The 19,339-nt window shown below is 67.1% G+C and carries 20 protein-coding genes; 8 read left to right on the top strand and 12 right to left on the bottom strand.

The annotated features are described in order from the left end of the window. Nucleotide 1: 1 nt before the first annotated feature. Complete coding sequence (gene ubiB / locus GGR48_RS06150) at nucleotides 2-1,537, bottom strand: 2-polyprenylphenol 6-hydroxylase (RefSeq protein WP_183951018.1); 1,536 nt, start codon at nucleotides 1,535-1,537, stop codon at nucleotides 2-4. Nucleotides 1,538-1,579: 42 nt separating this feature from the next. Then, nucleotides 1,580-2,311, bottom strand: a complete 732-nt coding sequence (locus GGR48_RS06145) for a class I SAM-dependent methyltransferase (RefSeq protein ID WP_183951017.1) — start codon at nucleotides 2,309-2,311, stop codon at nucleotides 1,580-1,582. Between the two features lie 105 nt (nucleotides 2,312-2,416). On the opposite strand from GGR48_RS06145, the gene mutM reads away from it, so the two are divergent. The 3 genes from mutM to dnaA all read left to right on the top strand — a co-directional run bounded on the left by mutM (nucleotide 2,417) and on the right by dnaA (nucleotide 5,586). Continuing rightward, complete coding sequence (mutM, locus tag GGR48_RS06140; protein ID WP_183951167.1) at nucleotides 2,417-3,232, top strand: bifunctional DNA-formamidopyrimidine glycosylase/DNA-(apurinic or apyrimidinic site) lyase; 816 nt, start codon at nucleotides 2,417-2,419, stop codon at nucleotides 3,230-3,232. Between the two features lie 87 nt (nucleotides 3,233-3,319). Then, nucleotides 3,320-3,583: a 30S ribosomal protein S20 gene (rpsT, locus tag GGR48_RS06135; RefSeq protein WP_007404699.1), complete on the top strand. Its 264-nt coding sequence runs from the start codon at nucleotides 3,320-3,322 to the stop codon at nucleotides 3,581-3,583. 473 nt (nucleotides 3,584-4,056) lie between these two features. Beyond that, nucleotides 4,057-5,586 (top strand): chromosomal replication initiator protein DnaA, encoded by a 1,530-nt coding sequence (gene dnaA / locus GGR48_RS06130; RefSeq protein WP_183951016.1) that lies wholly within the window; start codon nucleotides 4,057-4,059, stop codon nucleotides 5,584-5,586. Between the two features lie 575 nt (nucleotides 5,587-6,161). Here dnaA and trpS read toward each other — a convergent pair. Genes trpS through secB form a run of 3 tightly spaced genes read right to left on the bottom strand, consistent with a single transcriptional unit; the run spans nucleotide 6,162 to nucleotide 9,275 of the window. Further along, nucleotides 6,162-7,169, bottom strand: a complete 1,008-nt coding sequence (trpS, locus tag GGR48_RS06125; protein WP_183951015.1) for a tryptophan--tRNA ligase — start codon at nucleotides 7,167-7,169, stop codon at nucleotides 6,162-6,164. Between the two features lie 8 nt (nucleotides 7,170-7,177). Continuing rightward, the gene (gene murJ, locus GGR48_RS06120) at nucleotides 7,178-8,755 is read right to left on the bottom strand and encodes a murein biosynthesis integral membrane protein MurJ (RefSeq protein WP_183951014.1); all 1,578 of its coding nucleotides are present in this window, start codon (nucleotides 8,753-8,755) and stop codon (nucleotides 7,178-7,180) included. A 13-nt stretch (nucleotides 8,756-8,768) separates the two neighbouring features. Next, complete coding sequence (secB, locus tag GGR48_RS06115) at nucleotides 8,769-9,275, bottom strand: protein-export chaperone SecB (protein ID WP_183951013.1); 507 nt, start codon at nucleotides 9,273-9,275, stop codon at nucleotides 8,769-8,771. A 220-nt stretch (nucleotides 9,276-9,495) separates the two neighbouring features. On the opposite strand from secB, the gene GGR48_RS06110 reads away from it, so the two are divergent. Genes GGR48_RS06110 through GGR48_RS06100 form a run of 3 tightly spaced genes read left to right on the top strand, consistent with a single transcriptional unit; the run spans nucleotide 9,496 to nucleotide 12,067 of the window. Continuing rightward, nucleotides 9,496-10,119 (top strand): Tim44/TimA family putative adaptor protein, encoded by a 624-nt coding sequence (locus GGR48_RS06110; RefSeq protein ID WP_240456034.1) that lies wholly within the window; start codon nucleotides 9,496-9,498, stop codon nucleotides 10,117-10,119. 24 nt (nucleotides 10,120-10,143) lie between these two features. After that, nucleotides 10,144-11,514, top strand: a complete 1,371-nt coding sequence (mltA, locus tag GGR48_RS06105) for a murein transglycosylase A (RefSeq protein ID WP_420854061.1) — start codon at nucleotides 10,144-10,146, stop codon at nucleotides 11,512-11,514. A gap of 25 nt (nucleotides 11,515-11,539) precedes the next feature. Then, nucleotides 11,540-12,067, top strand: a complete 528-nt coding sequence (locus tag GGR48_RS06100) for a Smr/MutS family protein (RefSeq protein WP_183951011.1) — start codon at nucleotides 11,540-11,542, stop codon at nucleotides 12,065-12,067. Here GGR48_RS06100 and dapE read toward each other — a convergent pair. Next, on the bottom strand, nucleotides 12,045-13,160 hold the full coding sequence (gene dapE / locus GGR48_RS06095; protein ID WP_183951010.1) for a succinyl-diaminopimelate desuccinylase: 1,116 nt from the start codon (nucleotides 13,158-13,160) through the stop codon (nucleotides 12,045-12,047). The two genes, GGR48_RS06100 and dapE, sit on opposite strands and share 23 nt — an antisense overlap. 138 nt (nucleotides 13,161-13,298) lie before the next feature. On the opposite strand from dapE, the gene GGR48_RS06090 reads away from it, so the two are divergent. Then, complete coding sequence (locus tag GGR48_RS06090) at nucleotides 13,299-13,481, top strand: hypothetical protein (RefSeq protein ID WP_183951009.1); 183 nt, start codon at nucleotides 13,299-13,301, stop codon at nucleotides 13,479-13,481. 111 nt (nucleotides 13,482-13,592) lie between these two features. Here the strand turns inward: GGR48_RS06090 and GGR48_RS06085 are convergent, their stop codons facing one another. The 6 genes from GGR48_RS06085 to rpmH all read right to left on the bottom strand — a co-directional run bounded on the left by GGR48_RS06085 (nucleotide 13,593) and on the right by rpmH (nucleotide 17,567). Continuing rightward, nucleotides 13,593-14,255: a glutathione S-transferase family protein gene (locus tag GGR48_RS06085; RefSeq protein ID WP_183951008.1), complete on the bottom strand. Its 663-nt coding sequence runs from the start codon at nucleotides 14,253-14,255 to the stop codon at nucleotides 13,593-13,595. 105 nt (nucleotides 14,256-14,360) lie between these two features. Beyond that, entirely contained in the window at nucleotides 14,361-15,035 is a 675-nt protein-coding gene (gene yihA / locus GGR48_RS06080; RefSeq protein ID WP_338110508.1) for a ribosome biogenesis GTP-binding protein YihA/YsxC, read from the bottom strand. After that, nucleotides 15,032-16,729, bottom strand: a complete 1,698-nt coding sequence (gene yidC / locus GGR48_RS06075) for a membrane protein insertase YidC (RefSeq protein ID WP_183951007.1) — start codon at nucleotides 16,727-16,729, stop codon at nucleotides 15,032-15,034. The genes yihA and yidC overlap by 4 nt, the downstream gene beginning before the upstream one ends. A gap of 18 nt (nucleotides 16,730-16,747) precedes the next feature. After that, the gene (gene yidD, locus GGR48_RS06070) at nucleotides 16,748-16,960 is read right to left on the bottom strand and encodes a membrane protein insertion efficiency factor YidD (RefSeq protein ID WP_206362490.1); all 213 of its coding nucleotides are present in this window, start codon (nucleotides 16,958-16,960) and stop codon (nucleotides 16,748-16,750) included. 2 nt (nucleotides 16,961-16,962) lie between these two features. Next, a complete protein-coding gene (rnpA, locus tag GGR48_RS06065) occupies nucleotides 16,963-17,373 on the bottom strand; it encodes a ribonuclease P protein component (RefSeq protein ID WP_420854065.1) in 411 nt (136 codons plus the stop codon). A gap of 59 nt (nucleotides 17,374-17,432) precedes the next feature. After that, nucleotides 17,433-17,567 carry a 50S ribosomal protein L34 gene (rpmH, locus tag GGR48_RS06060; RefSeq protein ID WP_007404632.1) on the bottom strand — a complete coding sequence of 45 codons (135 nt, stop codon included), beginning with the start codon at nucleotides 17,565-17,567 and terminating at the stop codon, nucleotides 17,433-17,435. A gap of 197 nt (nucleotides 17,568-17,764) precedes the next feature. On the opposite strand from rpmH, the gene GGR48_RS06055 reads away from it, so the two are divergent. Then, nucleotides 17,765-19,279, top strand: coding sequence for a YifB family Mg chelatase-like AAA ATPase (locus GGR48_RS06055; RefSeq protein WP_183951006.1), 1,515 nt, complete (start codon nucleotides 17,765-17,767; stop codon nucleotides 19,277-19,279). Nucleotides 19,280-19,339 lie beyond the last annotated feature (60 nt).

Genomic DNA, 19,339 nt, shown 5'->3' with positions numbered 1-19,339 from the left:
GTTACCGAAGCAGGGCCAGCGTCGCCGCGACCCCGGCTGCCGCCGAGGCCATCGACAACAGCGCATAGCGCCAGCCGCCGCCGATCCGGACGACTTCGATCTGCTTGAGCGGCGGGGCGGGCGGCTCGCCGCCCGGTGCCGGATAGCGTGCCTCAATCCGGCGGACCAGTTCGGGCAGGCGTGCGATGGTGCGCACATCCTCGATCAAACGGTCGGCGATCTTCGCCTCGGGGCCGAGCTCAGTGCGAATCCACTCACGCACGAACGGTGCTGCCGAGTCCCACAGATTGATGTCGGGGTCGAGGCTGGTCGCCACGCCCTCGACCATCACCATGGTCTTTTGGAGGAGCAGCAGATGCGGCTGCGTCACCATGTCGAAATCGCGGGTGATCGAGAACAGACCGTCCAGCATCATGCCGATCGACATGTCCTTGACGGGAAGCCCACGCATCGGCTCGCCCACGGCCCGCAGGGCGGTGGCGAACTCGGCGACATTGTGGTGCGGGGGCACATAGCCCGCCTCGAAATGAATCTCGGCGACGCGCTTATAATTGCCGGTGATCAGGCCATAGAGGATCTCGGCCAGCCAGACCCGCGCGCGCCGGTCGATCCGGCCCATGATGCCGAAGTCGATCGCCGCGATCTTGTTGCCGGGCAGGGCGAACAGATTGCCCTGGTGCATGTCGGCGTGAAAGAACCCTTCCGCGATCGCCTGACGCAGGAAGGCGCGCACTAGCGTCTGGGCCAGATGCGGCAGGTCGTAACCCGCCTCGACCAGGGCCTGTCGGTTGGACAGCTTGATCCCGTCGATCCACTCGACCGTCAGCACCTTGGCGGTCGAGCGCGCCCAGTCGATCTGCGGCACGACGAAATCGGGCTCGGCGGTCATCGACTCGGCGAGTTCGGAGGCCGAGGCCGCCTCGCGCCGGAAGTTCAGTTCGCGCAGCGTCCAACGGCGGAAATTCTCGACGGTCAGGCGCGGGCGCAGACGGGCGGCCTCGCCGCTCATACCCTCGACCTGCGCGGCGGCCCATTGATAGGTGTCGATGGCGCGGGTGAAGTCGTCCTCGACGCCGGGGCGCAACACCTTGACCGCGACGGTGCGGCCATCGGTGGTCACCGCGCGGTGGACCTGCGCGATCGAGGCGGCACCGACCGGCGTCTCCTCGATCGATGCGAAGAAATGCGAGGGCGGCCGGCCCATGCTCGCCTCCATCGCGGCGCAGATCGTCGCGAAGGGGACGGGGGGCAGCTGGTCCTGCAGGCGCAGCAGATCGTGCGCGGCTTCCTCGCCGACCAGATCGGGGCGTGTCGCCAGCGTCTGACCGAGCTTGATCGCCGCCGGGCCGATCGCCTGGAACGCATCGGCATAGGCCGGCTTGGCGGGCACGCGCGCGCCGAAACGGGCGACGCGCGCCAGCCGGCGCACGGGCGCCGGCGTATTGGGATCGCGTTCGATCCCCCGCAGCGCGCCATGCCGCGCCAGCGTCCGCCCCCATTTGAGCAGACGCCAGAGATGCACCACCGGCTGGGTCACAGCGCGAACCTCACAGGGCGAATCCGCCCGGACTTCCTCGCATCAAATCTTCCAACCCGAATGGATCGCGACCAGGCCGCCCATGATCGGCTCGACCTTGGTCTCCACGAAGCCGGCCTCGCGGATCATCTTCTCGAAGGTCGGCATGTCGGGGAAGCGGCGGATCGATTCGATCAGATAACGATAGCTGTCGGCGTCACCCGCCAGCATCTGCCCCAGCTTGGGCACCAGCTTGTGCGAATAGGCGTCGTACACCTCGGAGAAGCCCGGCCAGACGGTGGTCGAGAATTCCAGGCAGAAGAAGCGCCCGCCGCGCCGCAGGACGCGGTGCGCTTCCTTGAGGGCCGCCGGAATGTCGGTGACGTTGCGGATGCCGAACGCGATCGTATAGGCGTCGAAGAAGCGGTCGGGGAAGGTCAGCACCTCGGCATTGGCCTCGGTCCAGACCAGTTCGTCGAACCCGCGTTCCGCCGCGCGCTTCATGCCGACCTCCAGCATCGCCGGATTGATGTCGGCGACCGTGATGCTGGCCCCCGACTCGGCCAGGCGAAAGGCGATGTCGCCGGTGCCGCCCGCCATGTCGAGGATCTGGTCGCTGGCGCGGGGCTTCACCCGGCGGACGAAGCGATCCTTCCACAGCCGGTGCATGCCGCCCGACATGGCATCGTTCATCAGGTCGTATTTGGAGGCGACGTTGGTGAACACGCCGCCGACGCGGGCGGCCTTTTCGTCGCGGGGTACATCTTCATAGCCGAAGGACACGGTATCGCTCATGCAAGATGCCCTAGCCCGGCCTTGCTGGCGGGGCAAACGCTACCTAGCTGTTTGGCTGAGGAAAGCGCCGACATGCCGGGCTTTCGTGAGATGGCCCGAGAGACGATGCCCGAACTGCCCGAGGTCGAAACCACCGTGCGCGGCCTGACCCCCGTGCTGGCCGATGCGCGGCTGACGCTGGTCGAGCCGCGCCGCGCCGATCTGCGCCATCCCTTTCCCGCCGATCTGCGCCAGCGGATGACGGGCGCGCGTGTCACGGGGCTGGGCCGGCGCGCCAAATATGGCCTGATCGATACCGATCGCGGCGACACGATGATCTTCCATCTGGGCATGTCGGGCCGCTGGCGGATCGATCCGGGCGAGCCGCAGACGCATGACCATCTGCTCTTGGAGACCGAGGCGGGGCGGCGGCTTGCGCTGAACGATCCGCGCCGATTCGGCTTCGTCGATCTGTGGTCGACCGCCGAGCTGGTCGCCTATCCGCCCTTCCTCGCCATGGGGCCCGAACCGCTCAGCGCGGATTTCAACGCCGCCTATCTGGCCGAGCGGCTGGCGGGCCGCATCGCGCCGATCAAGGCGATGCTCCTCGACCAGCGAGTCGTGGCGGGCCTCGGCAATATCTATGTGTGTGAGGCGCTGCACATGGCGGGCATCTCGCCGGGCCGGGCGGGCGGACAGATTTCCAGGGCGCGGCTGGCGCGACTGGTCGATGCGATCCGCGCCGTGCTGAACGCCGCGATCCTGGCGGGCGGTTCGTCCTTGCGCGATTATGTCCGGCCCGACGGCGAATTGGGCTATTTCTCCAAGGAGTGGCGGGTCTATGGGCGTGAGGGCGATCCTTGCGAATGCGGGGCCATCGTCCGGCGTCGGAGTGATTCGGGGCGCTCCACCTTCTACTGTGCGAGTTGCCAGCGCAGTTGACGGCGGCTCCGCCAACCGGTAAGGGGCGCGGCTTCAAAGCTGGTGCGTCGCGCCGCTATCCCTTTTGATCGAAATTTAGAGGTTTACATGGCGAACACGCCGCAGGCCAAAAAGCGTATCCGTCGTAACGAGCGTCGCGCCGTCATCAACGGCAACCGCGTCAGCCGCATCCGCACCTTCGTGAAGAAGGTCGAAGCCGCGCTGGCCGCTGGCGACAAGGAAACCGCGACGGTCGCTCTGGCCGCGGCGCAGCCCGAAATGGCGCGCGGCGTCGCCAAGGGCGTGCTTCACAAGAACACCGTGGCGCGCAAGTTCTCGCGCCTGACTAAGCGCATCGCCGCGCTGGCCTAAACGCCTCTATCAGCGACGAATGAAACCCGCCGGGGGCGGCCCCGGCGGGTTTTTTCGTGCCTCTGCGGCATAGGTTAAGCTTCGCCGATCGGGCGAGGCCAAGGAACAATTGCGCCTTTCGTGCAACGCTAGGATTCCCCGCGATTCGAGTGTGGGGGTCTTTGCGCGCCCGTGCGCCATTATCCTTAATATCCCGCAATAACAGTGACTTGTAAGATTGTCGGACGGGTTTCTGCGGGCTTTTGGCTGTCAATCCGGTTTATTTCAGATTTATGGCCGGACATGGTCTTGATCAGACCCCCTCATGGCTCATAATCGGTTTCCCAGCAGCGGTGCTTCGTCGCCGCGTCATGGAAATGGCGAATTGACATAACCGGGCCGAGTCCAGGTCGGATTCGCCCATGGGGCTCTTGTCGCCGAGTGGAATTGGGGTCGGTCGCTGATGCGGCGGCCGAGTAGGATGGAGTGTGCGGGTGACCAATTGGCAGGCAACGCGACCGACGTCGGACCAGGCCCGTGCCTGGGCGCGCGTCCGCGCGAACCTGCGCGAATCGGCCGGCGCCCGCCTGTTCGACCAGTGGCTGAAGCCGATGGAGCTGATCGAGGGCGATGAGCCGGATACGGTCCGCCTCGCGCTTCCGTCGGCCTTTGCGACCAATTGGGTGCGCAGCCATTATGCCGACCGCCTGCACCTCGAATTCAAGGCGGTGCTGCCCGAACTACGCGCCGTGATGCTCGAGACCCGTGCGCCGTCGCGCGCGGCCAAGCTGACCAGTGTCGAAGCCGTGGAGCCCGCCCCGGCGCCCCGCCCGGCCGCGCTGCGCGCCGAAGCGGCCCCCAGCCTGGTCGAATCGGACGAGCAGCCCTCGCTGTTCGGCGCGCCCGCCGCACCCGCGCCCGCCAAGCCGGCGCGCGCGACCACGGCGTCGCGGGCGGCCAAGGCGGACGCCGCTGCCCCCGCCGCGCCGCGCACTCCCAGCGACCGGCCGCCGCTCGATCCCCGACTGACCTTCGACCGATTCGTCGTCGATTCGTCGAACCGCGTCGCGTTCAACGCCGCCCTCTCGCTCGCCGAGCCGGGCCCGCCGCGCTTCAGTCCGCTGTTCCTCCATGGCGGCACGGGGCAGGGCAAGACCCATCTGATGCACGCCATCGCGCATGCCTTCCTCGAATCGCATCCCGAGGCGGTCGTGCTGTGCATGTCGGCCGAGCGGTTCATGTTCGATTTCGTCGCGGCGATGCGCGCCCGCGACACGCACAGCTTCAAGTCGCGGCTGCGCTCGGCCGATCTGCTGCTGATCGACGATCTGCAATTCATCGCCGGCAAGGATTCGACCCAGGAAGAATTTTTCCACACGGTCAACGAGCTGGTCAGCGCGGGCAAGCGGCTGGTCATCTCCGCCGACCGCTCGCCCCAGTCGCTCGACGGGGTGGAGCCGCGCATCATCGGTCGCCTGGGCGCGGGGCTGGTCGCCGACATCAAGGCACCCGACCTGACGCTGCGCCGCACGATCCTGAACCGCAAGGTCGCCGACCTGCCCGAGGCGGTACCGAACGACGTGCTCGACCTGCTGGCGTCGCGGATTCGCGGCAATATCCGCGAACTGGAGGGCGCACTGAACCGCGTCGTCGCCTATGCGCAGCTGACCGGCGACAAGATCGACCTGGAATTCGCGGTCGCCACCTTGGGTGAAGTGCTGCGCGGTGCGCAGCGGCGAATCACCATCGACGAGATCCAGAAGCTGGTGAGCCGTCATTTCGAGCTGAAGCCGCTCGATCTGGTCTCGGCCCGCCGCGCCCGCGCAATCGCCCGTCCGCGCCAGATCGCCATGTACCTCGCCAAGCGCCTGACCACCCGCTCGCTGCCCGAGATAGGTCGCAAGTTCGGCGGGCGTGATCACTCGACCGTGATCTATGCGGTGCGCAAGATCGAGGAATTGCGTGATACCGACCGCGATATTGATAATGCGGTGCGGGTGTTGATGAAGGAATTGGAGGGCTGAGGTCCGTTTGGGTGGGGTTCGGGGCGTGGCCTTCGACTTCGCTCAGGCTGAACGGCCGTTGAGGTAAGCCTCATTCCCTACACCCGTTCAGCCTGAGCGAAGTCGAAGGCCACGGGTCGACGTAGCAAGGTGAAAAGTTTTGCCGCGGATCAACGGCCGCTCGATTGGCGCAACTTATGGCTTGCGCGACCTCTCGATCAATCATGGTGTAAGTTCAGCTTGATGCGCTGGCGGTGAGCGCATGGCGTGGCCTTCGACTACGCTCAGGCTGAACGGGGTAGGGGTAGAGCGCTTATCGGAGCCTATTCGCCTACGTCTAATCGACATTCATCTCATTCCTCCCCTGGAAGGGGAGGTGGCAGGCCGAAAGGCCTGACGGAGGGGTGTCCCGGTCTGAGAGATTGGGCCGCATCCATGACCGGGAGCATGTCTCACCTTACGGGGGAGAACCGAAGGGCAAGCTGCTTGAATGTCGATCCGACATAGCCTCCGTTCCGCCTGAGCGACATCGAAGGCCCCGCAAGCCGGCAAGCCAGAACCCCGTCACCCGCACCGGGCAGCGGGGCCAGATGTCATCAGATCTGCAACCCCATGGTCCGCTGCACGTCGAGCAGCATCGGCGCGGCGAGGTCCCGCGCCTTCTCCGCACCCCGCTCCAGGATGCGGCCCACTTCGCCGCGATCGTCGAGCAACCGCGTCAGCCGCTCGCGGATCGGACCCAATGTCGCGACCGCCAGATCGGCCAGCTCGGGCTTGAACGCGCCGAAGCCCTTGCCCGCGAACTGCGTCAGCACGTCCGCCGGCGCCCGGTCGGCCATGGCGGCATAGATGGTGATCAGGTTGCGCGCCTCGGCCCGGCCTTCCAGCCCGTCCATCGTATCGGGAAGCACGTCGGGGTCGGTCTTGGCCTTGCGGAACTTCTCGGCGATCTGGTCATCACTGTCGATCAGCTTGACCAGCGACATTTCCGATGGGTTCGACTTGGACATCTTCGAGGTGCCGTCGCGCAGCGACATGATGCGGGGCGCGGCCTTGCTGATCAGCGGTTCGGGCAGGGTGAAGACCTCGCGCTCATAGTCGTTATTGAACTTGGTCGCGATGTCGCGCGCCAGTTCCAGATGCTGCTTCTGGTCCTCGCCCACGGGCACATGGGTGGCGTTGTAGAGCAGCACGTCGGCCGCCATCAGTACCGGGTAATCGTACAGCCCGACGCTGGCACCCTCGCGGTTCTTGCCCGCCTTGTCCTTGAACTGGGTCATGCGGTTCAGCCAGCCGACGCGCGCGACATTGTTCAGCAGCCAGCTCAGCTCGCTATGCTGCGGCACGCGGGTCTGGTTGAACAGGATCGAGCGTTCGGGGTCGATCCCGGCCGCGATCAGGGTCGCGGTCATCTCGATGGTGTTGGCCGCCATGTCGGCGGGCGCGATCCATTCGGTCAGGCCGTGCAGGTCGGCGATGAAGTACATCGTCTCGCCGCCCTTGGCCTGGATGTCGTCCTGCATCGCGACCCACTGCTTCACGGCGCCCAGATAATTGCCGAGATGGAGATTGCCCGTGGGCTTGATGCCGGAAACGACGCGCATGATGGTCCTCAACTGTTGCGGCGAACGAGCCGCTTGATGTCTCCGAGACGGAAGGCACCCGTCGCGAAGGTGGCGACCGCATAGACCAGCATCCCCGTCGCGACCAGCACGATGAGCGCGCCCCAGCGTTCGAGGTTGGTGCCGGTGACATAGGGCTGGAACCGTGCGTTGAGCAGCGCCATCGCCCCGCCCATCAGGATCGCGGCGACCAGCATCCGCCAGCTGCGCCGCCGCAACTGCGCGTCCGCCACGAAATGCCCGCGCCTCGCCAGCGTGCGATAAAGGAGCACGACATTGACGGTAGAGGCGATGGCGGTGGCCAGCGGCGGCCCCATATGGCCCAGCCACCAGATGAAGATCAGGTTCAGCACCAGATTGACCAGCATCGACCAGGTCGCGAAACGCACCGGCGTCCGAGTGTCGGCGCGCGCGTAATAGCCGGGCGTCAGCACCTTCACGAGGATGTAGCTGGGCAGCCCGATCGAAAAGGCGGCGAGCGCCTGTGCGGTATAATAGCTGTTGGTCGCGGTGAACTTGCCATGCTCGAACAACGCGGCGACGATCGGCTGGCCGCAGACGATCAGCGCGACGGTGGCGGGCAGGGTGAGCAGCAGCGCCAGCTCCATGCCCCGGTTTTGCGTCTCCATTGCCTCCACCTCCTTGCCCGCCCCCAGCAGGCGCGAGACGGTGGGGAGGAGGACGGTGCCCAGGCCAATGCCGATCAGCCCCAGCGGCAACTGGTTCAGCCGGTCGGCGGCATAGATATAGGAGACCGAGCCCTCGGGCAGGAAGCGTGCGGCGAGCGCGGTCGAGATGACGAGGTTGATCTGCACCGCCCCCGCGCCGGCGGCGGCGGGCAGGATCAGCTTCATCAGGCGCTTCACGTCGTCGTTGATGACCGGCCGCTTCAGCTTGAGCCGGACGCCCGCCTGTCGGCACGCCCACCAGAGCCAGACGAATTGCAGGATACCCGCGACCGTGACCGCAATCGCCTGGTTACGTGCGGTCGTCATCGGGTCGTGCGTGTGGAAGAACAGCAGGGCTACGATCAGCGTCAGGTTGAGCAGGATCGGCGCGGCCGCATTCACCCAGAAGCGGTGCAGCGAATTGAGGATGCCGCCGAGCAGCGACACCAGGCTGATGAACAGCAGATAGGGAAAGGTCAGCCGGTTGAGCAGCACGATATAGTCGAACTGCGCCGAGCTGCCCTTGCCATAGCCGAAGGTCTGAACCCAGGTGACGGGCCAGGCGGCCAGCTCGACCAGCACGGTCATGACGATCAGGATGGGCAGCAGGACGGATAGCGCATTCTCGGCAAAGGCCAGGCCATGCGCCAGCCCCGACCCGTCCGCCGCCTTGTCCCCTTCGGCCACCTTGCGGTTGAACATCGGGATGAAGGCGGCGGAAAAGGCGCCCTCGGCGAAGAGGGCGCGGAACATGTTGGGCAGGCGAAACGCGATCTGGAACGCATCGGAGGCGAAGTTCGCGCCCACGAAGCGGAAGAACAGCGAGTCGCGAACCAGACCAAGCACGCGGCTGGCCAGAGTCAGCCCGCCGACCGAGCCCAGCGCCTTGTGCAGGTTCATGGATCAGTCCGGATCAGGCGTGGCCGGTTTCCGGGGTGTTCGGCTGCGCGCCCGCCTGGGCATCGGCCTGCTGCAGGTACAGCTGCGCGAAGTCGATCGGCTCGAGCATCAGCGGCGGGAAGCCGCCGTCGCGCACCGCATCGGCCAGCACCCGGCGGGCGAAGGGGAAGAGCAGGCGCGGCGCTTCGCCCAGCATGAAGGGCTGGATCTGGTCGGCGGGCACGTTGCGGAAACCGAAGAGCCCCGCATAGCTGAGGTCGACGATGAAGGCGGTCTTGCCTTCGGACTCGGCGCGAACCTCGATCTTCAGGGTCAGTTCGTGGACTTCCTCGCCGACCTGGGCGGCCGAGATGTTGAACTGCACGTCGATGCCCGGTGCGGTCTGCGCCTGATAGATGGCCGGGGCGTTCGGGTTCTCGAACGACAGGTCCTTCACATATTGCGAGATCATGCCGGCGGCGGGGCCGGTATCGTCACCAGCCGGCGCTTCGAAGCCCTGCGGCAAACCCTGTTCGTCCATCGTCAATACCTTCTCGTATAGTATCAAGGGGGCTAGGGAACCGAAAGGGCGGGTCCGCGCGTTCGGCCTAATGGCCGTTGCGCGTAGCAGCGGGTCGACGCGGATTCAACCTTGCCCAACTCTCTCGGGTGGCCGGGTTTTCATTGTCGGTCGCTGTGCCTATATCGGTCGGGTTATCGAAAGGCTTGTCGCGTTGTTATTCTACGTCGTTCTTCTCGCGATGGTTGCGCTGTTCCTGGCGCTGAGGCTGTACAGCGTGCTGGGCAAGCGTACTGGCCATGAACAGCAGCCGTTGCCGCGCAGCGCGGACGATCGCGCCCGCCCCGTGGCGATGCCGCGCACGACCGAGGCGACGCAGACCCCGGCCCCGGTCGTCAACCGCAACATCGACCCGCGCGCCGAACAGGGCCTGCGCGGGATCATCGCCGGCGAGCCGGGCTTCGACGTCAACCAGTTCCTGGCCGGCGCGCAATCGGCCTATCGCATGACGCTGGAGGCGTTCTGGAAGGGCGACGAGCAGGCGCTGGCCGATCTGGTCGATACCGATGTGCTTGCTGCCTTCTCCGAAGCGATCGCGCAGCGTGAGGCGGCGGGCGAGACGCTCGACAATCGTCTGATCCGGGTGGAAACCGCCAAGATCGTCGATGCGCAGCTTGCCGGTCGCGACGCGCGGATCACGGTGCGCTTCGATGCCGACATCGTCGCCGTCACGCGCGATGCCGAGGGCCAGGTCGTTGCCGGCTCGCTGAGCGATGCGGTCGAGACGCATGACATCTGGACCTTCGCCCGGACGCTGAAGAGCGGCGATCCGAACTGGAAGCTCGTCGACACCGACGAAGCCTGACGACAGGCCGGGGGAATGCGAACGGTGAGGGGGCTTCGCACCGCGGCGACGGTCGCGCTTTCGTTGAGCCTGGCGGCCTGCGCCGGGCATATCGTTCCGCCGGGCGCGTCGGGCGATTATACGGGCGGCGCGTCCCGCCCCGCGCCATCGCAGCGGCCTGAGTTCCGTCCCGATCGGCCGCGTCCCGCCGGGCCTTCGGTCCAGCCGAATGGCCCCAGCGTCTCGCGCGTCGGCCCCGGTCCGGTCCAGATCATCCCCGCGACGCCCTTGCCCGCCACGCCGGTGATCGCGCCCGCTGGTGCGGCCACCGCCGCGCAGGCGGGCGTGCTGGCCGGCCCGCCGGTTGCCGCCCTGCCGATCACCGAACCACAGGCCGAAGCGGCGCGCGCAGCCTTCCTCCTGTCCTGCCCCGGCCTGATGCGGCGGACCGACAGCAGCGGCCTGACCCAGGGGGCGGACTGGCAGCCGGCTTGTCAGGCGGCCGCCAATGTCCAGCGTGGCGGCGCGCGCGACTTCTTCGTCCGGTATTTCGAGGCGGTGCAGGTCGGCGACGGCCGCTCGCTGGCGACCGGCTATTATGAACCGGAGATCGCCGGCTCGCGCGATCGTCGATCGGGCTATGAGGTGCCGATTTACGCCCGCCCCCGCGATCTGATCGATGTCGACCTCGGCGCCTTTTCCACCGCGTTGAAGGGCAAGAAGGTTCGCGGGAAGGTACAGGGCACCAATCTGGTCCCCTATGACGACCGGACCGCGATCGAGGAAGGCTCGCTCGAGGGACGTGCGCCCGTCCTCGCCTGGGGCGCGGACCCGGTCGAGGTGTTCTTCCTGCAAATCCAGGGTTCGGGGCGGCTGCGGCTGCCCGGCGGTGACATCATGCGGGTCGGCTATGATACGCAAAATGGCCGGGATTATACCGGCATCGGCGCGCTGATGAAGTCGCGCGGGCTGCTGGCGCCGGGGCAGACCTCGATGCAGGGGATCGTCGCCTGGTTGCATGCGCATCCCGAGGAAGGTCGCGCGATCATGCGCGAGAATAAGAGCTTCGTGTTCTTCCGCGAACTGGACGGCGCGCCGCAGGGCGCGATGGGCTATGCGGTAACGGGACAGGTGAGCGCGGCCGCCGATCCCAAATTCGTGCCGCTGGGCGCGCCCGTCTTCCTGTCGATGGATCGGCAGGATGCAACCGGCCTGTGGGTCGCGCAGGACACGGGCGGCGCGATCAAGGGCGCCAACCGCTTCGACACCTTCTGGGGTGCGGGTGAGACTGCGCGTACCGTGGCGGGCGGCATGTCGGCGCGCGGCACGGCGTTCCTGCTGCTGCCGGTCGGTACATTGGCGCGCGCCGGCATTGTCGGTGCGAACGGGACGGCCGGTGCGATCCCTCAACCCTGACGAAGCGCAGCTTTGGGCGCGGGTAATGAACACCGTGCGCCCCTTGCGTGCCGCGATCGTGCCCGCCAGGCCCGCACCACCGCCTCCGACGATGGAGGCGGTGTTCCACGAAACGCCGGGTGCCCCGAAGGTGCGGGTCAAGGGGCGCGTGCCTCCGCTGCGTCAACCTGCCCCCGCACCGGCCGCGCCCAAAAAGGGGCCGGGCGAGACCCTCGACGGTGGCTGGGACAAGCGGCTGTCGCGCGGCGCCGTGATACCCGACAGCTCGCTCGACCTGCACGGACATACCCTGTCGTCGGCGCACGCGCTGCTCGATCAGGGGTTGGGCCGCGCCATCGCACGGGGCGACCGTGTGCTGCTGCTGGTGACGGGCAAGCCGCCGCGCCCCGAAAGCGAGCGCCCGCATGCGCGCGGCGCGATCCGTGCGGCGATCAGCGACTGGCTGGGCGCGTCGCGCCATGCCGATGCGATCGCGGCGATCCGGGGTGCCCATCCCCGCCATGGCGGGCAGGGCGCGCTCTACATCGTGTTCAGGCGCCCGCGCGAGCGATGACCCCCGCATAGATGCGGGCCAGCGCGTACAGGTCGTCGACCGCCACGGCCTCGTCCACCTTGTGCATCGTCGCGTTGAGCAGGCCGAACTCGACCGTGGGGCACAGCTTCGACAGGAAACGCGCGTCCGACGTGCCGCCGGTGGTCGACAATTCGGCCTCGATCCCGGTCTCGGCACGGATGGCGTCGGCGATCATCGCGGAGAAGGGGCCGGGCTGGGTCAGGAACGCCTCGCCCGAGATGCGGCCTGTGACCTGGGCGGCGGGTGCATGGCGCTGCGCCACGTCGGCGATCCGGTCGATCAGCGCCTGACCCTGTTGTTCGTCGTTGAAGCGGATCGACAATCTCGCCTGCGCCGATCCGGGGATGACGTTGTGCGCGGGGTTGCCGACATGCAGGTCGGTGATCTCAATGTTCGAGGGCTGGAACCAGGCATTGCCGGTATCGAGCGTGATCCCCTCGATCTCGACCAGGATCGCGACCAGCGGGGTGATCGGATTGTCGGCGAGGTGTGGATAGGCGACATGCCCCTGCCGCCCGGGCACCGTGATCCAGATATTGACCGAGCCACGCCGCCCGATCTTCATCATGTCGCCCAGCCGGTGTGCGGAGGTCGGCTCGCCCACCAGGCATAGATCGGGGGCGACCCCGCGCTCGGCCATGCGATCGATCAGCGCGCGGGTGCCATAAACGGCGGGGCCTTCCTCATCGCCGGTGATGATCAGCGAGAGGGGGATGGTCGGATCGGCCGGGATCGCCGCGACGAAGGCCGCGACCGCGCCCTTCATGTCGACCGCGCCGCGTCCGTATAACAGGCCATCGCGCACATCGCCGGAAAAGGGCGATCCCTGCCAGCCTTCGCCGGCGGGCACGACATCGACATGACCGGCAAAAGCGAGGTGCGAGCCGTCGCCGGCGCGCGTCGCGAGCAAATTCTCGACCGGACCATCGGGTGCTTCCCCGATGACGAAGCGATCCACCACGAAGCCCAGCGGGACGAGCGCGGCCTCCAGTACGTCGAACACGCCGCCGATTGCGGGGGTGACGCTGTCGGCGCGGATCAGGGCCTGTGTCAGGGAAAGGGCATCGGTCATGCGGCGGGGCATAGGCAGCCGCGACGGCACAGGCAATCACCCGGCCCGATCGCGCTAATCTTTCTAATCCAGGTTAGAGGATGGCGGGACCCCAATGGCGCGCGCATCGTTGTGAGCGCTCATGATGGGAGTAAGGCGATGAACGATCGCGATCGTGGTGTGGATCACAAGGGGCGCAAGACCAGCGTCGCCCTGATGGCATGGCTGGGCGTGGCGCTGTTGATCGCCTTTGGCTTGCTCTGGGCCTTCACGTCGCGCGTCGCCGAACCGGCGGGCGAGCAGCGGGCGCCGCTCAACGAGACGCCGCCGGCGGCACGGTGAGCGGGGGGCGTGGCCTTCGATTTCGCTCAGGCTGAACGGAGCGTATCGCTATTGGTGCGAAACCCCACCCGCCGCTCAGCCTGAGCGAAGTCGAAGGCCAAGGGCAAACACTCACCCCACCGGCTGCTCGAACCGCTCGATCACCCATTCCTCCTCCTGTGCCCCGGCGATCCAGTCCTGCATGAAGGGGTGGCGCAGGACCGCGTCCATATAGCGGACGGCGAAGCGCGCGACTGGCAGCTGATAGGTGATGATGCGCGTCACCACCGGCGCGAACATGATGTCGACCGCGCCGAATTCGCCGAATAGGAAGTCGCCCTCACCACCGAACCGCGCCCGTGCCTGCGCCCATAGCTCCATGATGCGCTTCAGATCGACGATGACGTCATCGTCGGGCATCTGCGCCGGATAGATTTGCCGGATATTCATGCTGTGCTTGCGGCGCAGCGCGACGAAGCTGGAATGCATCTCGGCCGCCATCGACCGCGCCATGGCACGCGCGGTGTCGTCGGCCGGCCAAAACAGGTCGCGGCCCACCTTGTCGGCGAGATAGTCGATGATGGCCAGGCTGTCCCACACCACCGCCTCGCCGTCCCACAGGATCGGCACCTTGCCGGACGACGGCGCGAACTCGGCCCCCTCACGGCGCTTGTCCCAATCCTCGTCGTAAAGCGGCACGACGACCTCCTCGAACGCGATCCCCGACTGGCGGCACGCAAGCCAGCCGCGCAGGGACCAAGAGGAATAGGCCTTGTTACCGATGATCAGCTTCATGGCGACAGGGGTAACCGGCCCATGCCTGCCCGGCAACCGGGTAAAGAAAAACCCATCCGGCGGGAACCGGATGGGTTTCGTCTGTCAGCGATGAGTGTCCACGAATCAGCCGATGGCTTCCAGCACCGCCGCGCGCAGTTCGGCGATGCCCATGCCGCCTTCGCTGGAGGTGGCAAGAATGTCGGGGTGCGCGGCGGCACGCTTGCGCGCTTCCACCTCGGTGCGGGCGACGACGTCGGCGAGTTCGGTCGCCTTCACCTTGTCCGCCTTGGTCAGGACGATGCGGTAGCTGACCGCCGCGCGGTCGAGCATCTCCAGGATCTCGCGATCGACCTCCTTGATGCCGTGGCGCGAGTCGATCAGCACCAGCGCGCGCTTGAGCGCCTGCCGCCCGCGCAGGAAGTCGTTCACCAGGAAACGCCACTGCTTGACCATGTCCTTGGGCGCCTTGGCAAAGCCATAGCCCGGCATGTCGACCAGCCGCAGCGTGGGCGGGGTCCCGACGTCGAAGAAGTTCAACTCCTGCGTCCGCCCCGGCGTGTTCGACGTGCGGGCCAGACCGTTGCGGTTGGTCAGCGCGTTGAGCAGCGACGACTTGCCGACATTGGACCGGCCCGCGACCGCGACTTCCGGCACGATCGGATCGGGCAGGAATTTCAGCGCGGGCGCGGACTTCAGGAAGGTGACCGGCCCGGCGAACAGCTTGCGCGCCTGCTCGACCAGCTCCTCCGAGAAGCCGGCGGGCTCTTCGGAGGGGGCAGGGGTGGGAAGCTCGCTCACTTGGCGACAGGCTGCTTCAGGCCCGGATGGCGGGCGTAGAGCAGGCGCTGCTGCAGGATCGAGATGCAGTTGGTCGTGATCCAGTAGACCTGCAGGCCGACCGCGAACGGCGCCATCACGAACATCAGCACCCAGGGCAGGATCGCGAAGACCTGCTTCTGCGCGTCATCCATCGGCTGCGGGTTCATCTTGAACTGGAAGTACATCGAGATGCCCAGCAGGATCGGCACGACGCCGATCGCGATGAAGTGCGGCGGCACGAAGGGCAGCAGGCCGAACAGGTTGACCGGGGTCAGCGGGTCGGGCGCGGACAGGTCCTTGATCCACAGGACGAAATGCTGGTGGCGCATTTCGATCGTCAGCATCAGCACCTTGTAGAGCGCATAGAAGATCGGAATTTGGATCAGCGTCGGCAGACAGCCCGCCAGGGGATTGACCTTCTCCTGCTTGTAGAGGGCCATGACCTCCTGCTGCATGCGGACCTTGTCGTCCTTGTACCGTTCCTGCAGCGCCTTCATCTTGGGCTGCACCGCGCGCATCGCCGCCATCGAGGCGAACTGGCGCTGCGCGATCGGGAACATCAGCGCTCGGATGGTGACGGTCAGCAGGATGATCGCGACGCCGAAATTGCCGATCAGGCGGAACAGCCAGTCGAGATAGTAGAAGATCGGCTTTTCCAGGACGCGCAGATACCCCCAGTCGAGCGCGTAATCCAGCTTCGTCGCGCCTTCCTTGTCGGTATAGCGGTCGAGCAGCGCGACTTCCTTGGCGCCCGCGAAGAAGCGGGTGGTCTGGGTCACCTGACGGCCCGGCGCCAGCGTCTGCGGCTGGAGCGTATAGTCCGCCTGATAGGTCTGGCCCGCGCCGGCGCGGAACTGGCCGTCGAACGTCTTGGCCTGATCGGGGATCATCGTGGCCAGCCAGTATTTGTCGGTGAAGCCCAGCCAGCCGCCGGTGGTGGTGAAGCGGGTGGGGGCCTTGTCCAGATCCTTCCAGTTCGGGCCGTAATTGGCCGAGCCGTTATTGACCGACATCGGGCCGACATGGATCGTCCAGCTGTCCGGATCGGCCGAGATGCCGCGATTGATATAGCCATAGGCCGCGACCGGCACCGGCGCGGTGCCGCCATTGGCCACCGTCTGCTGGACGGTGAACATGTAATCCTTGTCGACCGACAGGGTGATGCGGAACTGCTGGCCCTGGCCGTTGCTCGACGACAGCGTGACCGGTTGGTCGGGGCGCAGCACGGGCGCGCTCGCGGTCCAGACGGTGTCGGCGGCGGGCGGGTTCAGCCCGTTGGTGCGCCAGCCGAAGCCCGCGAAATAGGCACCCGTCGCGCCGGCCGGCGACAACAGACGGATCGGAGCCGAATCCTTGGCGACCGTTTCCTTATAGTCGAGCAGGACGAGGTCATCGATCCGCGCGCCCTTCAGGTTGATCGATCCCTTCAGGCGCGGCGTATCGATCGCGACGCGCGGGGTTTCCGCCAGCACGACCCGGCGATCGCGAATCGCGGCGGGGGTGTCGGCGGTCGGATCGGCCTCGGGCTTGGGCAGCGGCACCTGCTTGCCGTCGACGATCTTCGTCGCGGGCGGGTTGCTCGGGAAGAACTTGTTCTGGATGAGCGGCCATCCGAACAGGATCAGCGCCGCGATCACCGCGAACACGACGAAATTCTTGCGGTCTTGGTTCACGTGGAAACCCCGTTAGTGTCAGGGGACCGGGTCGGGTCCGTGCCCGCCCCAGGGATGGCACCGCGCGATGCGCTTGAGCGCCAACCAGCCCCCTTTGACCGCGCCATAGCGGGCAATGGCCTGTATTGCATAGGCCGAACAGGACGGTTGATAGCGGCACGTGGGCGGCAAAATGAGCGAGGGGCCGAGTTGCCAGCCCCGCGCGATCAGAATCAAGGCCCGCGCGAACAGGGTCACGCGGGCTCTTGAGTCGATGTTGCGGCCTGGGTCACGGCCGGGGTCACGGGCTGGCGATGCGCGCCGCCACGGGGGCCACGCCCCTTGCCACGGCCATGATGCACGCACGGTTCGCGTGGGCGGTCATGGCCACCGGTATCGGGCGAGGCGGCACGGGTCAGCGCCTTGGCCAGCTCGGCGGTGAGCGCCTGATAATCGCGCTCGATCCCGCCCTGTCGGCCGATCAGGACATGGTCCGCGCCGGCGATGCCCTTGGTCGGCAACAGATCGCGCGCGAGCGCCCGCATCCGGCGTTTCATCCGGTTGCGAACGACCGCGTTGCCGATCTTCTTGGTGACGGTGAAGCCGACCCGAATGGTGGCATCACCGTCATCACGCGGGCGAACCTGCAGCACGAAGCCGGGCATCGCCACGCGTCGCCCGCCATTGGCCGCGAGGAAATCGCGGCGGCGGGTCAGCGTCGTGATTACGCCGACAGCTTCTTGCGACCGCGCGCGCGACGCGCCCGGATCACCGCACGGCCGCCGGGCGTCGCCATCCGCGCACGGAAGCCGTGACGGCGAGCGCGCACCAGATTGCTCGGCTGAAAGGTCCGCTTCATCGTTCATTCCTTGGATACGTCTGAATAAAAACGGCCGCCACGAGGACGGCCTTGGTGGCAAGCCGCTTACGCAAAGCGGGCTTTCAAGTCAATCGGCTGTGCACGGTTGGTGCCCACCCATCTTCCCCTTGCGGTCGCGCCGCTTCCTTTGCAGGGAAAGCGGGCGGGCAGGGGAGAGCCCGCGCGGGGGGTATTCTATGGCGACGATCGTGTCCACGGTGGCCTATCTGGGGCTGGAGGCGCGCGCCGTGGAGGTGCAGGTGCAGCTGATCGCCGGCCTGCCCGCCTTCAATCTGGTCGGATTGGCCGACAAGGCGGTGGGCGAAAGCCGCGAACGCGTGCGCGCCGCCATCGCCGCCATGGGCCTCGCCCTGCCCCCCAAGCGGATCGCGGTGAACCTGTCGCCCGCCGACCTGCCCAAGGAGGGATCGCATTTCGACCTGCCCATCGCGCTCGCCCTGCTGGCCGCGATGGGGGTGGTCGATGCCGAATTGCTGGCCGACCATGTCGTGGTCGGCGAATTGGCGCTCGACGGCCGGATCGGGCCGTCGCCGGGCGTGTTGCTGGCGGCGATCCATGCCGGGTCGGTCGACAAGGGGCTGATCTGTCCCGCGGCACAAGGCGCGGAGGCGAGCTGGGCCGGTGGCGGTTCGGTGATCGCCGCGCCCGACCTGTTGTCGTTGATCAACCATCTGAAGAGCCACTCGGCGCTGCCCCTGCCCGAGGCGGGGCTGGTCGAGGAGGGCGTGTCCGGCCCCGACCTGTCGCAGGTCAAGGGACAGGAAAACGCCCGCCGCGCGCTGGAGATCGCGGCGGCAGGCGGACATAACCTGCTGATGAGCGGCCCGCCCGGTTCCGGCAAATCGCTGATGGCGGCGTGCCTTCCGGGTATCCTTCCCCCGCTGGACGCGGCGGAGGCGCTGGAGGTGTCGATGGTCCAGTCCGTCGCCGGCACTTTGGCCGGGGGGCGGCTGACCCGCACACGACCCTTCCGTGCGCCGCATCACTCCGCGTCGATGGCGGCGCTGACCGGCGGCGGGTTGAAGGCCAAGCCGGGCGAGGTGAGTCTGGCGCATCTGGGCGTGCTGTTCCTCGACGAACTGCCCGAATTCCAGCGCGCGGTGCTCGATTCGCTGCGCCAGCCGCTGGAGACGGGCACGGTCAGCATCGCGCGCGCCAATGCGCATGTGACCTTCCCTGCGCGGGTGCAACTGGTCGCCGCGATGAACCCGTGCCGCTGCGGCCATCTGGGCGACGCAGCACTGGCCTGCGCGCGGGCACCACGCTGTGCGGCGGATTATCAGGCGAAGATTTCCGGGCCTTTGCTCGACCGGATCGACCTGTCGGTCGAGGTGCAGCCGGTCCGCGCGGTCGATCTGTTCGCCCCCGCCGCCGCCGAATCGTCGGCGGTCGTCGCCGCGCGGGTCGCGGCGGCACGGGCGCTGCAGACCGCGCGCTACCGGGATGCGCCGGTCACGATCCGCACCAATGCCGAGGCGGACGGCCTCTGGCTCGAACGGTTCGCGACGCCTGACGATGCGGGGCGCGCCCTGCTGGTCGAGGCGGCGGAGCGGATGCGGCTGACCGCGCGCGGCTATACCCGCGTGCTACGGGTGGCGCGCACGATCGCCGATCTGGCGGGGGCCGATCAGATCGGCCGCATTCATGTCGCCGAGGCGCTCAGCTATCGCCAGCGGCCGCCGACCAATTAGGGTCGGAGATTCGATGCTTGTCGATCGCACCCGATCCTGACACGCTAAGCCATGGCCATG

The organism is Sphingomonas pseudosanguinis, from assembly GCF_014196255.1.
Lineage (GTDB): Bacteria > Pseudomonadota > Alphaproteobacteria > Sphingomonadales > Sphingomonadaceae > Sphingomonas > Sphingomonas pseudosanguinis.
This window is presented reverse-complemented; position numbering and strand designations above follow the sequence as displayed.

Excerpts from the sequence above, each read along its gene's own strand:
- murJ (WP_183951014.1), bottom strand. The coding sequence starts at position 8,755 with ATGAACCTGCACAAGGCGCTGGGCTCGGTCGGCGGGCTGACTCTGGCC.
- GGR48_RS06090 (WP_183951009.1), top strand. The coding sequence starts at position 13,299 with ATGAACGATCGCGATCGTGGTGTGGATCACAAGGGGCGCAAGACCAGC.
- GGR48_RS06055 (WP_183951006.1), top strand. The coding sequence starts at position 17,765 with ATGGCGACGATCGTGTCCACGGTGGCCTATCTGGGGCTGGAGGCGCGC.
- GGR48_RS06085 (WP_183951008.1), bottom strand. The coding sequence starts at position 14,255 with ATGAAGCTGATCATCGGTAACAAGGCCTATTCCTCTTGGTCCCTGCGC.
- rpsT (WP_007404699.1), top strand. The coding sequence starts at position 3,320 with ATGGCGAACACGCCGCAGGCCAAAAAGCGTATCCGTCGTAACGAGCGT.
- GGR48_RS06145 (WP_183951017.1), bottom strand. The coding sequence starts at position 2,311 with ATGAGCGATACCGTGTCCTTCGGCTATGAAGATGTACCCCGCGACGAA.
- mutM (WP_183951167.1), top strand. The coding sequence starts at position 2,417 with ATGCCCGAACTGCCCGAGGTCGAAACCACCGTGCGCGGCCTGACCCCC.
- GGR48_RS06110 (WP_240456034.1), top strand. The coding sequence starts at position 9,496 with ATGGTTGCGCTGTTCCTGGCGCTGAGGCTGTACAGCGTGCTGGGCAAG.
- dapE (WP_183951010.1), bottom strand. The coding sequence starts at position 13,160 with ATGACCGATGCCCTTTCCCTGACACAGGCCCTGATCCGCGCCGACAGC.
- secB (WP_183951013.1), bottom strand. The coding sequence starts at position 9,275 with ATGGACGAACAGGGTTTGCCGCAGGGCTTCGAAGCGCCGGCTGGTGAC.
- rnpA (WP_420854065.1), bottom strand. The coding sequence starts at position 17,373 with ATGCCCGGCTTCGTGCTGCAGGTTCGCCCGCGTGATGACGGTGATGCC.
- GGR48_RS06100 (WP_183951011.1), top strand. The coding sequence starts at position 11,540 with ATGAACACCGTGCGCCCCTTGCGTGCCGCGATCGTGCCCGCCAGGCCC.
- rpmH (WP_007404632.1), bottom strand. The coding sequence starts at position 17,567 with ATGAAGCGGACCTTTCAGCCGAGCAATCTGGTGCGCGCTCGCCGTCAC.
- trpS (WP_183951015.1), bottom strand. The coding sequence starts at position 7,169 with ATGCGCGTCGTTTCCGGCATCAAGCCCACGGGCAATCTCCATCTCGGC.